Origin of the sequence: Citrobacter freundii ATCC 8090 = MTCC 1658 = NBRC 12681 (assembly GCF_011064845.1) — a bacterium.
Classification (GTDB): domain Bacteria; phylum Pseudomonadota; class Gammaproteobacteria; order Enterobacterales; family Enterobacteriaceae; genus Citrobacter; species Citrobacter freundii.
In genome coordinates this window covers 4,793,924-4,808,845 of the sequence record NZ_CP049015.1, presented here as the reverse complement: position 1 = coordinate 4,808,845, position 14,922 = coordinate 4,793,924, and the positions used below count along the sequence as shown (strand labels likewise).

Here is a 14,922-nt window from a genome sequence, read left to right as displayed (position 1 = left end):
TATTTTAGCCGCCCCAGTCAGTAATGACTGGGGCGTTTTTTATTGTGCGAAAGAAAAGTTTTGTACATGCTGTAGGCCGGATAAGACGCGCAGCGGCGCCATCCGGCAATACGGTGGGTTATTCCCCGTCCTGCATCTCTTCAATCGGTGCCAGTTCACTAAACCAGCTATCCAGTTTTTGCCGCAGTTTGTCCACACCCAGCTTTTTCAGCGATGAGAATGCTTCTACCTGCACATCACCGTTAAATGCCAGTACGGCTTCGCGTACCATATTCAACTGCGCTTTGCGTGCACCGCTGGCCAGCTTATCTGCTTTAGTCAGCAGTACCAGAACCTGAACGTTGCTCTCAACCGCCCACAGGATCATCTGTTGATCGAGATCTTTTAACGGATGACGAATATCCATCAGTACCACCAGACCTTGCAGGCTCTGACGTTTTTCCAGATATTCAGCCAGCGCGCGCTGCCATTTGCGCTTCATCTCTTCTGGAACTTCGGCATAACCGTATCCTGGCAAATCGACCAGGCGTTTGCCGTCAACGACTTCAAACAGGTTGATGAGCTGAGTACGACCTGGCGTTTTAGATGTACGCGCCAGACCCTTTTGATTCGTCAGGGTATTTAGCGCACTGGATTTGCCTGCGTTGGAACGGCCAGCAAAAGCCACTTCTATACCCGTGTCGGAAGGTAAGTGGCGAATATCAGGCGCACTCATCACAAAGTGCGTCTGTTGATAATTCAAGTTAGTCAAAGCAGTCCTCTCCATCAATCAGGGCTTTGCAGCGATTATACCTGAACCCCAGCAAAAGGCTGGTTTTTCGACGAGTGGGCTGTGTGAGTAAAAACCACGCGCTTTGTGAGACATTGCCGACAGTTTCTATACGAGATGACAGAGTAGAAAATGACAGAACTAAAATAAATCATAGAGTTACATTTGGGCGCTATTCTTAAAATCAGAAATTGTTACCCAGGTTACTTGTACGTTTAAACCAAAACGGTAAAGTAGCGTCCATAGCGAGGAAGCTGACAGGATAGACGACTCAGGATGAGGGTCAGGAGCGCCAGGAGGCGAAGACACAGGATTGTCAGGAAGACAAACGTCCGGAGACGTTAGTAAAAGGAAATGGAAACAACACGGAATGTTAGAGGCTAAGGGAAAAACAGGGTGTGTTGATAGCCAACAGGGATTGTAGAGCCCGTAAGGGTTGAGAGTCAGGAAAAAAGGCGACAGATTACTCTGTCGCCTTTTTTCTTTATTTCTGCTAGATTCCGGCGCAATTATATACTGAATAAAACAGCCAAAGACGAATCATGATGAAACCAACTTCTACACCACGCGGTAAAGGTCCTGCAAAAGCGCGTCGTAAAACACGCGAAGAAATTAACCAGGAAGCTCGCGACCGTAAGCGCCAGAAAAAACACCGTGGTCATGCGGCAGGTAGCCGTGCGTCCGGTAGCGAAGGCGCATCTGGTGGCGGAAACCAAAATAAGCAAAAAGATCCTCGTATTGGCAGCAAAACCCCCATTCCATTGGGCGTGACCGAAAAAGTCACCAAACAGCACAAACCGAAGAGTGAGAAACCTATGCTTTCACCACAGGCTGAGTTGGATTTACTGGAAACGGATGAGCGCCTGGATGCGCTGCTGGAGCGTCTTGAAGCAGGAGAGACCCTGAGCGCGGAAGATCAGTCCTGGGTTGATGCCAAGCTGGACCGCATTGATGAGCTGATGCAAAAGCTGGGTCTTTCTTACGATGACGAGGAAGAAGAGGAAGAAGAAGAAAAGCAGGAAGACATGATGCGCCTGCTGAAAGGCGGCAACTAACGGTTTTACACCGTGGGTCTTCCCGTCCTGCTTATAACCCTTCCGGTTATATGTTATCTGGTGTGGTTATTCGTTAAACTACAGCGGTTGTCGCGGCGACAGAAGTGGCTGCGCAACCGACTTATCACCCGTACTGGGGTTAAGTCGGTACGCCGTACCCGCCAGAGACGCCATCGGAAGGAGTGAGCATGTCAGAGCAGTTTATAGACTGGGACCTGGCCCTGATCCAGAAATATAACTATTCCGGGCCACGATATACCTCGTACCCGACCGCGCTGGAGTTTTCTGAAGACTACGGCACTGAAGCATTTCTAAAGGCCGTGACGCGTTATCCTGAGCGTCCTCTCTCGCTGTACGTTCACATCCCGTTCTGCCACAAGCTGTGTTATTTCTGTGGCTGTAACAAGGTCGTGACTCGCCAGCAGCATAAAGCCGATCAATACCTCGATGTCTTAGAACAAGAAATTATTCATCGCGCACCGCTGTTTGCCGGACGTCATGTCAGTCAGCTGCACTGGGGCGGCGGCACGCCAACGTATCTGAATAAAGCGCAAATCAGCCGTTTGATGTCGCTGCTGCGTGGCAACTTTAACTTTAACGACGACGCCGAAATCTCGATCGAAGTGGATCCGCGTGAAATTGAGCTGGATGTGCTCGATCATTTACGCGCTGAAGGTTTTAACCGCCTGAGCATGGGGGTGCAGGACTTCAATAAAGAAGTTCAGCGCCTGGTGAACCGTGAGCAGGATGAGGAGTTTATCTTTGCGCTGCTGAATCATGCGCGTGAGATTGGCTTTACCTCAACGAATATCGATCTGATTTATGGTTTGCCAAAACAGACGCCGGAAAGTTTCGCCTTTACCCTGAAACGCGTTGCTGAGCTGAATCCAGACCGACTGAGCGTCTTCAACTACGCGCACCTGCCGACGCTGTTTGCCGCTCAGCGCAAGATTAAAGACGCCGACCTGCCCAGCGCGCAGCAGAAGCTGAATATCCTGCAGGAAACCATTTCTTCACTGACCGAAACCGGTTATCAGTTCATTGGTATGGATCACTTTGCTCGGCCGGATGATGAGCTGGCGATTGCTCAACGCAAGGGGGTGCTGCATCGTAATTTCCAGGGTTATACCACCCAGGGTGATACCGATCTGCTGGGAATGGGCGTGTCAGCCATTAGTATGATTGGTGACAACTACGCGCAGAACCAGAAAGAGCTGAAGCGCTATTATCAGCAGGTAGACGAGCAGGGGAACGCACTGTGGCGCGGAATTGCCCTGACCCGCGATGACTGCATTCGTCGTGATGTTATTAAGCTCCTGATCTGTAACTTCCGCCTCGACTATGCCGCTGTGGAACAGCAATGGGCTCTGAACTTCGCTGACTATTTTGCCGAAGACCTGAAACTGCTGGCACCGCTGGCGAAAGATGGGCTGGTGGATGTGGATGAGAAGGGGATTCAGGTTACGCCGAAGGGGCGCCTGTTGATCCGTAATATTTGCATGTGCTTTGATGCCTATCTGCGGCAGAAAGCACGCATGCAGCAGTTCTCCCGCGTCATTTAACCGGGTTACCCGGTGGCGCTACGCTTACCGGGCCTACACGTCGCAATAATCTGTAGGCCGGATAAGCGTTAGCGCCATCCGGCGCGCCTTCAGCTGAACAGCCCAACCAGCGCCGCACACAGCACTGCGGCAACCGCAGTTTGTGGCGTATGGCTTTCGACCGCACCGCTCGACAGTAGATTAATCATTGATTCCAGCATGATGACTTTCCCCGTTTGCCGGGCACGATCATACTTAACTCATCGGAACAGTAAAGCGCAAAATAGCAGCAATTTGCGCTCAATTATCAATCTTTACACAGTGACGAATCGTCACTCCATTCCGAGTTCTTTTAACTTACGCGTCAAGGTATTACGGCCCCAGCCAAGCAGGCGTGCGGCTTCCTGTTTGTGCCCCTGGGTATGACGTAGCGCGGTGGTCAACAGCGTGCGCTCCATTTCAGGTTGAGCCTCAGAAAGCAGGTTTTGATGACCGGAACGCAAGGCCCGGTCTGCCCACTGTGCCAACAGGGTTGCCCAGCTGTCTGGCTGCATATGGGACGGTGCGTCAGGCACGGTGGTTTCAAACAGCTCGGCTGGTAAGTCCTGAATCAGTACTTCCTGCCCGGCGGCCATGACGGTTAACCAGCGGCAGGTGTTCTCAAGCTGACGCACGTTACCCGGCCAGGCCAGACGGGTCAGCGCCGCCTCGGTCTCCGGGTGTAATTGTTTGGCTTCAACCCCCAGTTCGTGCGCGGCCTCCTGCAGGAAATGGCGCGCCAGACGTGGGATATCTTCCCGACGTTCACGCAGCGGCGGCAAATGCACGCGGATGACGTTCAGACGATGGAATAAGTCTTCGCGGAATTTGCCTTCCTGTACGCGTAGTTCCAGATTCTGGTGCGTGGCGGCGATAATACGTACGTCCACCTTCACGGGCGCATAGCCGCCAACGCGATAAAACTGTCCATCGGCTAATACGCGCAATAAACGCGTTTGCACGTCCAGCGGCATATCGCCAATTTCATCGAGGAACAGCGTACCGCCGTCAGCCTGTTCAAAGCGCCCCTGGCGAATCGTATTCGCCCCGGTAAATGCCCCTTTTTCATGACCAAACAGCTCAGATTCGATCAAATCTTTCGGAATAGCCGCCATGTTCAGGGCGATAAACGGCGCTTTGACGCGCGGGCTATGACGGTGCAACGCATGGGCGACCAGCTCTTTACCGGTCCCGGACTCCCCGTTAATCAATACGCTGATTGACGATCGGGACAGGCGGCCAATAATGCGAAAGACGTCCTGCATTGCCGGCGCTTCGCCGATGATGTCAGTTGTTGGGCCGTTTATCTGAACATTGCGCGGCTGCTGCTGTTCCTGATAATGGCTGATGGCACGTTCGACCAGCGCCACGGCTTCATCAATATCAAAAGGTTTGGGCAGATAATCAAACGCCCCTTGCTGATAGGCGCTGACGGCAGCATCCAGATCGGAGTGCGCGGTCATTATGATGACCGGAAGCATCGGATGCCGCTGTTTAATCTGTTTTAACAGCGTCAGACCGTCCATGCCCGGCATGCGAATATCCGACAACAGTACGTCAGGCGTTTTGCTGGCCAGCGCGTCCAGCACCTCTTTACCACTTTCAAATGTGGTACAGCTTAGCCCTGCCCCTGCGAGCGCACGTTCAAGCACCCAACGGATGGAACTATCGTCATCAACGACCCAGACTATTCCTCGTTGCATAAACGTCACCTTATTTCCTGATAGGCAGGTAAACCGAGAACTCGGTATGACCCGGCCAACTGGTAAATTCAATTTTGCCGGAATGTTGATCAATTAAATTGCGGGCGATGGATAATCCAAGCCCGGTACCGCCTTCGCGACCGCTGACCATTGGGTAGAACAGCGTGTCCTGCAAATGCGAGGGAATACCCGGACCGTTGTCCTCAACATCAATCCGTGCCGCCAGGCGATAACGTACACCGTGCAGCGTGAGCTGAAACGCGGTGCGGGTACGCAGAATGATCTCACCGCCTTCCGCTCCCAGCGCCTGCAAAGCATTGCGCACGATGTTTAACAGAACCTGCTCGATCTGGTCCGGGTCGTGCAGTAATTCGGGCAGACTCGGGTCGTAATCACGAATCAGCGTGACGTTTTCCGGGAGCTCCATTGAGACCAGCGCCACCACGCGCTCCGCCACCTTGTGAATACTTTCCGTGACATGCATGCCAGGCTGTTGTGGTCCCAGCAGACGGTCGACCAGATTACGCAGGCGGTCGGCCTGCTCAATAATGACTTTGGTATATTCGGTCAGCGCCGGGTCCGGAAGCGCTTTGCTGAGTAGCTGCGCTGCGCCGCGTAATCCACCTAAAGGGTTCTTGATTTCGTGCGCCAGACCGCGCACCAGATCGCGGGCGGCAATCTGCTGGGCGTGCTGAAGCTGCTCCTGACTCAGACGGCGCTGGTTATCCATTGGCGCCATCTCCAGCAGGATAAGGCCATCAGGCAGCCTCTGAGCGGTCACTGAGAGGATATGTGAGTGGCTGTCTATCACCAGCGTCACTTCGTTATCCGTAAAGCCCTGGCCTGCTTCCAGGCTCTCTCGCATCAGTCCGATGTTTAAGGAGAAATAACTCAACAGATCGGGAAGCGGTGTACCAAACAGTTTGCGGGAGCTTTGGGCGAGCAGCTGCTGTGCCGCCGGGTTGGCGTAATGTACCGCCAGCTCATCGTCGACGAGTAAGATGCTGTTGATTAAAGAATTGAGGATCTGCCCAGCATCGGGCAGCGTGCCGGTTGCCATTCAGCAGTCTCCTGAAAAGTGTTGCACCAATTTAGTGCATTATAGCTTTTTACATCAAAAAAGCGCGAGAAAGCAGGTTGTTAGTGGAGAAAAAAGCCCATCCTGGGATGGGCTACAGATGACTGGCAAACGCAGATGCCGGATGGCGGCTTTGCTTTATCCGGCCTACAAGGTGATGTTACCGGTAGGCCTGATAAGCTTGCGCCATCAGGCGTCTTATCATTCGCCATCGATCTCAAGCCTGCCTGAGCAGGCTAAAATTTCCACGGCAACTCAAACGATTAAACGCTGTAGTACAGCTCAAACTCTACCGGGTGCGGAGTCATACGCACACGGTCATCTTCTTCGCGACGCAGCGTAATATACGCATCGATCGCTTCATTGGTGAACACGCCGCCTGCAGTCAGGAACTCACGGTCCAGATCCAGTTCTTTCAGTGCTTCTTCCAGAGAACCAGCAACCTGTGGGATCTCTTTCGCTTCTTCCGGCGGCAGGTCGTACAGGTTTTTGTCCATGGCTTCGCCCGGGTGGATCTTGTTCTTGATACCGTCAAGACCAGCCATCAGCAGTGCTGCGAAGCACAGGTACGGGTTAGCAGCCGGGTCCGGGAAACGCACTTCAATACGACGCGCTTTCGGAGAAGCAACAACCGGAATACGGATAGAAGCAGAACGGTTACGGGCAGAGTAAGCCAGCATTACCGGCGCTTCGTAGCCTGGGACCAGACGCTTATAGGAGTTGGTGGTCGGGTTAGCCAGGGCGTTGATCGCTTTAGCGTGCTTGATTACACCGCCGATGTAGAACAGCGCCTGCTCAGACAGACCCGCATATTTGTCGCCAGAGAACAGGTTTACGCCGTTCTTGGACAGGGACATGTGGCAGTGCATACCGGAACCGTTATCACCGAACATCGGTTTTGGCATAAAGGTCGCGGTTTTACCGAAACGGTGCGCAACGTTGTGCACGACGTATTTGTAGATCTGAATTTCGTCCGCTTTTTTGGTCATGGTGTTAAAGCGGGTCGCGATTTCGTTCTGGCCAGCGGTCGCCACTTCGTGGTGATGCGCTTCAACAACCAGGCCCATCTCTTCCATGATCAGACACATGGTAGAACGGATGTCCTGAGAAGAATCTACCGGAGGAACCGGGAAGTAACCGCCTTTCACACCAGGACGGTGACCTTTGTTACCACCTTCGTATTTGGTGGAGGAGTTCCATGCGCCTTCGATGTCATCGATTGCCACGTGGGAACCGGAAATAGACGCGCCGAAACGGATGTCGTCAAACAGGAAGAATTCTGGCTCTGGTCCGAACAGAACGGTGTCTGCGATGCCGGTAGAACGCAGATACTCTTCAGCGCGTTTTGCGATGGAGCGCGGGTCGCGGTCATAGCCCTGCAGTGTACCAGGTTCCAGGATATCGCAACGGATGATCAGAGTGGACTCTTCATAGAACGGGTCGATGAGTGCAGTAGACGCATCTGGCATCAGAACCATGTCTGATTCGTTAATGCCTTTCCAGCCACCGATTGAGGAGCCGTCAAACATTTTGCCTTCTTCAAAGAATTCGGCATTTACCTGATGAGCAGGAATAGTGACGTGCTGTTCTTTACCTTTGGTATCAGTGAAGCGCAAATCAACAAACTTCACTTCGTGTTCGTTCAGCATCGTCAAAACGTGTTCAGCGGACATACTTACTCTCCCGGATTGGTCATGGTCGTCGTGGTAACGAAGTCTTCAATTCTGCAAAAAATTGGCCGTGTCGCCGTAAAAAATATAAAGCGAAATCTGTGCCAACTTTTAAATTGCCCCTAAAAGGCGTTATCATGCGCACTATCGTGCAAAGGGGCTGCACCATGAAGGTTGTATCGCACCATTATAGTGCTTTAATGTGAACATTAAGCACCATATTGGTGCAAAGCATGTCAGATTACCCCTTTTAACGCTCCGTGAATGTGATCACAAAGAAACTCTGCAATACTTGTTTGCGGAGGATGTTTGTGATCCTGTTTTGTACTGCGATTAATCCGTGTACAATAACGCGCTATTTCTAAAATGCCTGAGGCAAAGTTGTGATCGAAAATTTGCGTAACATCGCCATCATCGCGCACGTAGACCATGGTAAAACGACCCTGGTAGACAAGCTGCTCCAACAATCCGGTACGTTCGATGCACGTGCTGAAACCCAAGAGCGCGTGATGGACTCCAACGATTTGGAGAAAGAGCGTGGGATTACCATCCTCGCTAAAAACACCGCTATCAAATGGAATGACTACCGCATCAACATCGTTGATACCCCGGGGCACGCCGACTTCGGTGGTGAAGTTGAACGTGTAATGTCCATGGTCGACTCCGTGCTGCTGGTGGTGGATGCAATGGATGGTCCGATGCCGCAGACGCGCTTCGTGACCAAAAAAGCCTTTGCCCATGGCTTGAAGCCAATTGTTGTTATCAACAAAGTTGACCGTCCTGGCGCGCGTCCTGACTGGGTTGTTGATCAGGTATTCGACCTGTTCGTTAACCTCGACGCTACCGACGAACAGCTGGACTTCCCGATCGTTTACGCTTCCGCGCTGAACGGTATCGCAGGTCTGGATCACGAAGATATGGCTGAAGACATGACTCCGCTGTATCAGACTATCGTTGATCGTGTACCGGCTCCGAACGTAGATCTTGATGGCCCGCTGCAGATGCAAATCTCTCAGCTGGACTACAACAACTACGTTGGCGTAATCGGCATCGGCCGCATTAAACGCGGTAAAGTTAAACCGAACCAGCAGATCACTATCATTGATAGCGAAGGCAAAACCCGTAACGGTAAAGTCGGTAAAGTTCTGACTCATCTGGGTCTGGAACGTATCGAGAGCGATATTGCCGAAGCCGGCGATATCATCGCGATCACCGGTCTGGGCGAACTGAACATCTCCGACACCATCTGCGATCCGCAGAACGTCGAAGCGCTGCCGGCTCTGTCCGTTGATGAACCGACCGTAACCATGTTCTTCTGCGTAAACACCTCTCCGTTCTGTGGTAAAGAAGGTAAATATGTTACCTCTCGTCAGATCCTTGACCGCCTGAACAAAGAGCTGGTGCACAACGTTGCGCTGCGCGTTGAAGAAACCGAAGATGCGGATGCGTTCCGCGTATCCGGTCGTGGTGAGCTGCACCTGTCTGTTCTGATTGAAAACATGCGTCGTGAAGGTTTCGAAATGGCGGTTTCCCGTCCGAAAGTTATCTTCCGCGAAATCGATGGCCGTAAACAAGAGCCGTTCGAAAACGTAACGTTGGACGTCGAAGAGCAGCATCAGGGTTCTGTCATGCAGGCTCTGGGTGAGCGTAAAGGCGACCTGAAAAACATGAATCCAGATGGCAAAGGCCGCGTACGTCTTGACTACGTGATCCCAAGCCGTGGTCTGATCGGCTTCCGTTCAGAATTCATGACCATGACTTCCGGTACCGGTCTGCTGTACTCCACATTCAGCCACTACGACGATGTTCGTGCGGGTGATGTGGGTCAGCGTCAGAACGGCGTACTGATCTCTAACGGCCAGGGCAAAGCAGTTGCGTTCGCACTGTTCAGCCTGCAGGACCGCGGTAAGCTGTTCCTGGGTCACGGTGCTGAAGTTTACGAAGGCCAGATCATCGGTATTCACAGCCGCTCTAACGACCTGACTGTAAACTGCCTGACCGGTAAGAAACTGACCAACATGCGTGCGTCCGGTACTGACGAAGCAACGGTTCTGGTTCCGCCGGTTAAGATGACTCTGGAGCAGGCTCTGGAATTCATCGATGACGACGAACTGGTAGAAGTTACTCCAACCTCTATCCGTATTCGTAAGCGTCACCTGACTGAAAACGATCGTCGCCGTGCAATGCGTGGCGCGAAAGAAGAGTAATTAACGCTCTTTCTCAGGTAAGCATAAAAAAGCCGCTGATTATCAGCGGCTTTTTTTATCTAAAAGATCAGGTCGTTTCCTTCTCTGCAATGACTAGCTCAATATTTTCTAAATCAAGCAATTGTTTGAATGAATTTGGTGGCTGGGAATCGGTAAAAAATGCCCGAATTTTACGCATATTACCGATGGATACAGCGGCTGAGGCAGTAAACTTAGTATGATCAGCAACTAACAGCGTATTACGTGCATGCTTAATCATCGTTTTGGCGACAAGCGCTTCGTTAACGTCAAATTCCAATAGGGTGCCGTCTTCCTCAATGGCACCAATACTAGTAATCAAATAGTCGGCTCTGAATCCTTCAATAAAGTTCACTGCTCCTGGACCAACAATACCGCCATTATGAGCACGTAGCGTTCCACCGGGCACCATGACCTCAAGATCTTGATTCTTATATAAGATCTGTGCAACACGAAGACTGTTAGTAATGATGCGGAGATCCCGGCGGTTCAGCAAAGCTCGTGCGACGGCTTCCACCGTTGTACCAATGGTAATAAATACCGTACAGCGTTCAGGAAGATAATCAGCAACCGCTTCCGCAATCGCTTCTTTTTCCTGGGTAAGGGACAACTCTCGCTGTTCAAAGGCGGTATTCATGACGCTGGATACACGTCCGGCTCCACCATGATGTCTGGTGATCAAGCCCTGTTCGCTTAATTTACGAATATCCCGGCGCACGGTTTGCGTGGACACGTCCAGCAATTGTGCGAGCTCTTCGATATTCATATAGCCGCGTTCTGTAATGTAATGAACAAGTTGATCGTGTCGCGGATTACCGGTGACTTCAATGATGCTCATGAATACTCCTGGACTTCTTCCCCGTAATTGTTGGCTATTTTACGCATAAAGTGACAAAAATGATTCGGTTTGCGCACGATTAGGAATTCCGGCTCGTCCACCCGCCTGAGTGCATTTCATCGCCGCCACCGCACTTGCGAAGCGAATCGCCTGGTCAGTCGGCATTTGCTCTGCAAGAGCTGCTGCCATTGCACCATGGAAAACATCGCCTGCACCGGTTGTATCCACAACATTGACAGAAAATGCAGTCTGTTGACACATATGCCCATTTTCGACCCATAGTGACCCTTCGCCACCAAGCGTAACGTACACTTTACCATTGGTTTGCTCAGCGGCCAGTTTAAGTGCCTGTTGTGCATCATCTTGCCCGGTCATTCTCTTCAGACCTGGAGTTGAAAAAACGGCATGATCGGCCAGCGCCACCAATGGGGTGATATCTTGTGGTGTCATATCGGCATCCAACAGCGTTGGAACTCCAGCGGCACGTGCCAGTTCGAAGGATTTCAACGTTCCTTCATGCCAACGTACATCGGCCAGAACGATGTCATAACGGGAAAAATCAATCGACTCCAGCCACCCTGCATCCGTATCGAGATCTGGGCTTGGATAGTTCACGATGATGCGTTCGCCATGCTGGTCGACCAAAATTGCGGACTGGGATGAACGGGAGTTCGGGTATTGCCGGCAGAACGCCGTATTGACCCCCCAGCTCTGAAGCTCGTTAAGCAAGGTATTCCCACAACTGTCATCGCCTACACGGCCTATAAAATCAACGTCAATACCAAGCCGGGCAATGGCGACAGCTGCCGTTGCTGCCGGGCCGCCACCTGTCTCCAGATATTGATTTGACTGATATTTCCCCCCGCCATAGGGCAGGCTGTTCAGAGAATAAATACGGTCCTGAACGGTGATTCCAACACATGCAATTCTGGTCATATTTGGTTAGTCCTGTGTGATCTTGTCTTATTTTGTTCATTTTAATGACATAAATGATCAAATTAGTGACGTGTGTCTTGTTTTTAGTCATAAATTACAAATATGCTCAAAAACAGACGAAAACGATTTTTAATTGTAATTATTTTGTCAACCTGAGACAGGAGAGCATTCATGACAACCGTTGCATTTTTGGGCTTGGGCCAGATGGGCAGCCCAATGGCTAATAATCTGTTGCAAAAGGGACATGCTTTACGTGTGTTCGACGTAAACCAACAGGCAGTCAATGAATTAGTACAAAAAGGTGCGACTGCTGCTCAAACACCTGCTGAAGCCGCTAAAGGTGCCGAATTCATTATCACTGTGCTGCCAAATGGCGACATCGTTCGGCAAGTTCTGCTGGGTAAAGATGGTGTAAGCGAAGGCCTGTCTCCCAATGCATTGGTTATTGACATGTCCACGATTCATCCATTGCAGACCGATGCATTGATCCATGAGATGAAAGAGAAAGGCATCAGCATGATGGATGCCCCCGTGGGCAGGACGTCAGTTAACGCGATTGACGGCACGCTGCTGATTCTTGCTGGCGGAACGCCTGAACAGGTTAAACGTGCTCGCCCTGTGCTGATGTGTATGGGGAATGAGCTGGTGGAAGCTGGCGGTCCCGGTATGGGAATCCGCGTAAAGCTCATCAATAACTATATGAGTATTGCGCTGAACGCCTTGTCAGCGGAAGCCGCTGTTCTTTGCGAATCATTGGGTTTGAGCCTTGATGTGGCCATTAAAGTCATGAGCGGTACTGCCGCAGGCAAGGGGCACTTTACGACAACCTGGCCTGGCAAGGTACTTAAAGGAGACCTTTCTCCGGCATTCATGGTGGACCTCGCGTTGAAAGACCTGCGCATTGCCGTCGATGTCGCTAGTCAGACCGGCGCGCCGCTCAATATGGGCATTGCAGCAGAAACCTATTACACCCGTGCCAGCGAGAACGGTCGAGGCCGTCAGGACTGGAGTGCACTGTTATCTCAGGTTCGTCAGCAGGCTGGCCGACCAGATTCACTCTAAATTTTAAACAGTTACAGGAGTTATTATGTCTTCCCACAATACCCCATACACGCTGAAAGATATTTCTCGCCCTGGCGGTGGATTTGCCATGCTGGCCGTTGATCAGCGTGAAGCAATGCGCCTGATGTTTGCAGCGTCTGGACACCCTAAACCGGTTGCCGACAGCGTATTGACTGATTTTAAAGTTGCAGCAACACAAATTCTGTCTCCTTACGCTTCAGCGGTTCTGGCAGATAAACAATTTTGTCTCGATCAGATTGTCTCTCAAGGTGCAGCGGCAGATTCATGTGGACTGATTGTGGCGGCTGACCATTTTGTTCCGGGTAATGGTATTCCAGTTGATAGTGTCGAAATTGACAGAGCGATTGATCCGCATAAAGCCCGCGAAATGGGTGCGAAAGCCATGAAGTTGTTGGTGCTGTGGCGTGAAGATGAACCTGCAGAAGAACGTTTGGCTATGGTGGCTGAGTTTGTTCAACGCTGCCGTAGCGCAGGGTTGGTCAGCATCATTGAACCGGTCGTCCGACCTCCTCGTCGTGGTTGGGAATTTGACCGGGAAAGCGCCATCGTTGCCGCAGCGGCTGAACTCGGTTGCACCGATGCTGACCTCTATAAAGCTGAAATGCCATTAGGCGGCAAAGGTGATGAACAGACCCTGCTTGCTGCGTGTCAAAAGTTGCATGAACAAATGAAAATGCCGTGGGTCATTCTCTCTTCTGGTGTTGATGCGGATATTTTTGGCCGCGCGGTCCGTATCGCCATGAAGGGTGGAGCTTCCGGATTCCTGGCAGGGCGTGCCGTTTGGGCATCGGTTGTTGGTGCTCAAGATCCGCAAACAATGTTGCGTGATGTGTCGGTTCCACGCTTACAACGTCTGGCAGAAATCGTCGATGAAGGGATTTCTCAGCGTTAATCACCCATTTTAACGAATCTGGAGAAGAACCATGGATAAGATTACCCAAGTTCTATTTTCTGATATTGGGAAGGTGACCACCCAATATGTTGAGCTGCCGCACCAGGAACTTAAACCGCAAGAAGTCCGCATTGCTCCGGTGTTTTACGGAATATGTGGCTCTGATCTGCATGTGCTGAAAGGAGGACACCCATTTGCAAAACCTCCGGTTGTGCCTGGACATGAAATTGCGGCACGCGTAACTGAAGTGGGCATTGAAGTAACGAATGTTAAGCCGGGCGATCATGTCGTAGTCGACCCGATAATGGCCTGCATGGAGTGTCGTGCTTGTAAAGCGGGCCGCTTTAATCTCTGTGAGCCGCCACAGGTTGCAGGCTTCCGGGCACCGGGTTTTGCCCGCTCGCAACACATTGTACCTGCACGAAATTGCCATGTTGCACCTGCTTCGTTACCACTAAAAGCACTGGCTTTCGCTGAGCCCGCAGCCTGCGCGCGTCATTGCGTGAGCCGTATGCCGAAAGCGTCATTGGAAAGTGTACTAGTGATAGGTGCAGGGACAATAGGCTTATCCATCGTTCAAGCATTGCGCATCATGGGCGCGGGAAAGATCACCGTCATCGAACCTGATGCCGCCAAGCGCGCGTTGTCGTTAAAGCTAGGTGCCACCGAAGTCTGGACTCCGGGGGAATTGGATGCACAGGTCCGTTTTACGGGGGCAATTGATGTTGTTGCTGCCCAGACCACGCTGAATGATGCATTTACCCACGTTTATGCTGGCGGAACGGTAGTGTGCATGGGGGTACCGAGTGGCCCACGTGAAATACCTCTTCCGATGATGCAGCGCTTCGAACGCGATTTGTTGAATTCCGGCATGTATATCCCGGAAGACTTCGATGCCGTGATTGAATGGCTTGCGGATGGGCGGTTTGACACCAGCGAACTGGTGACTGATCTCTTCCCTGTCGAAGATGCGGATAAGGCGTTTGAACGTGCGCAGCAAAATGACTCTATAAAAGTCATGCTGCAATTTGCTGAGGTTTGATGCTGTAACCCTCTGTCTGGCGCTGCTTATGGGTAGCGCCATCCTACAACA

13 protein-coding genes and 1 pseudogene are annotated in these 14,922 nt (G+C 51.6%); 7 read left to right on the top strand and 7 right to left on the bottom strand.

Annotation, left to right across the window (positions count from 1 at the left end):
- Nucleotides 1–118 precede the first annotated feature (118 nt).
- Nucleotides 119–751 (bottom strand): ribosome biogenesis GTP-binding protein YihA/YsxC, encoded by a 633-nt coding sequence (gene yihA, locus G4551_RS23030; protein ID WP_003840416.1) that lies wholly within the window; start codon nucleotides 749–751, stop codon nucleotides 119–121.
- A gap of 209 nt (nucleotides 752–960) precedes the next feature.
- Here yihA and G4551_RS23925 point away from each other — a divergent pair.
- From G4551_RS23925 to hemN, 3 genes and pseudogenes are all read left to right on the top strand, one after another.
- Nucleotides 961–1,146 (top strand): annotated as a pseudogene (locus G4551_RS23925) (hypothetical protein).
- Between the two features lie 168 nt (nucleotides 1,147–1,314).
- Entirely contained in the window at nucleotides 1,315–1,824 is a 510-nt protein-coding gene (gene yihI / locus G4551_RS23025; RefSeq protein ID WP_003028627.1) for a Der GTPase-activating protein YihI, read from the top strand.
- 188 nt (nucleotides 1,825–2,012) lie between these two features.
- Nucleotides 2,013–3,386 carry an oxygen-independent coproporphyrinogen III oxidase gene (hemN, locus tag G4551_RS23020; protein ID WP_003840418.1) on the top strand — a complete coding sequence of 458 codons (1,374 nt, stop codon included), beginning with the start codon at nucleotides 2,013–2,015 and terminating at the stop codon, nucleotides 3,384–3,386.
- 89 nt (nucleotides 3,387–3,475) lie between these two features.
- Here the strand turns inward: hemN and G4551_RS23015 are convergent, their stop codons facing one another.
- From G4551_RS23015 to glnA, 4 genes are all read right to left on the bottom strand, one after another.
- Nucleotides 3,476–3,586, bottom strand: a complete 111-nt coding sequence (locus G4551_RS23015; protein WP_003028631.1) for a YshB family small membrane protein — start codon at nucleotides 3,584–3,586, stop codon at nucleotides 3,476–3,478.
- 111 nt (nucleotides 3,587–3,697) lie between these two features.
- Entirely contained in the window at nucleotides 3,698–5,107 is a 1,410-nt protein-coding gene (gene glnG, locus G4551_RS23010; RefSeq protein WP_003028633.1) for a nitrogen regulation protein NR(I), read from the bottom strand.
- Between the two features lie 10 nt (nucleotides 5,108–5,117).
- Nucleotides 5,118–6,167: a nitrogen regulation protein NR(II) gene (gene glnL / locus G4551_RS23005; protein ID WP_003028636.1), complete on the bottom strand. Its 1,050-nt coding sequence runs from the start codon at nucleotides 6,165–6,167 to the stop codon at nucleotides 5,118–5,120.
- A gap of 281 nt (nucleotides 6,168–6,448) precedes the next feature.
- Nucleotides 6,449–7,858: a glutamate--ammonia ligase gene (gene glnA / locus G4551_RS23000; RefSeq protein WP_003028638.1), complete on the bottom strand. Its 1,410-nt coding sequence runs from the start codon at nucleotides 7,856–7,858 to the stop codon at nucleotides 6,449–6,451.
- Nucleotides 7,859–8,238: 380 nt separating this feature from the next.
- Between glnA and typA the strand changes: the two genes are divergently transcribed.
- A complete protein-coding gene (typA, locus tag G4551_RS22995) occupies nucleotides 8,239–10,062 on the top strand; it encodes a ribosome-dependent GTPase TypA (protein ID WP_003028641.1) in 1,824 nt (607 codons plus the stop codon).
- A 67-nt stretch (nucleotides 10,063–10,129) separates the two neighbouring features.
- Here the strand turns inward: typA and G4551_RS22990 are convergent, their stop codons facing one another.
- Entirely contained in the window at nucleotides 10,130–10,918 is a 789-nt protein-coding gene (locus G4551_RS22990) for a DeoR/GlpR family DNA-binding transcription regulator (protein ID WP_003840423.1), read from the bottom strand.
- Between the two features lie 39 nt (nucleotides 10,919–10,957).
- Nucleotides 10,958–11,854, bottom strand: coding sequence for a sugar kinase (locus tag G4551_RS22985; protein ID WP_003840425.1), 897 nt, complete (start codon nucleotides 11,852–11,854; stop codon nucleotides 10,958–10,960).
- Between the two features lie 171 nt (nucleotides 11,855–12,025).
- On the opposite strand from G4551_RS22985, the gene yihU reads away from it, so the two are divergent.
- The 3 genes from yihU to G4551_RS22970 are packed head-to-tail and all read left to right on the top strand — an operon-like array spanning nucleotide 12,026 to nucleotide 14,871.
- Nucleotides 12,026–12,916, top strand: a complete 891-nt coding sequence (yihU, locus tag G4551_RS22980; protein WP_003840426.1) for a sulfolactaldehyde 3-reductase — start codon at nucleotides 12,026–12,028, stop codon at nucleotides 12,914–12,916.
- A 25-nt stretch (nucleotides 12,917–12,941) separates the two neighbouring features.
- Nucleotides 12,942–13,829 carry an aldolase yihT gene (locus G4551_RS22975; protein WP_003840428.1) on the top strand — a complete coding sequence of 296 codons (888 nt, stop codon included), beginning with the start codon at nucleotides 12,942–12,944 and terminating at the stop codon, nucleotides 13,827–13,829.
- 31 nt (nucleotides 13,830–13,860) lie between these two features.
- Nucleotides 13,861–14,871, top strand: coding sequence for a zinc-dependent alcohol dehydrogenase (locus G4551_RS22970; RefSeq protein WP_003840430.1), 1,011 nt, complete (start codon nucleotides 13,861–13,863; stop codon nucleotides 14,869–14,871).
- Nucleotides 14,872–14,922 lie beyond the last annotated feature (51 nt).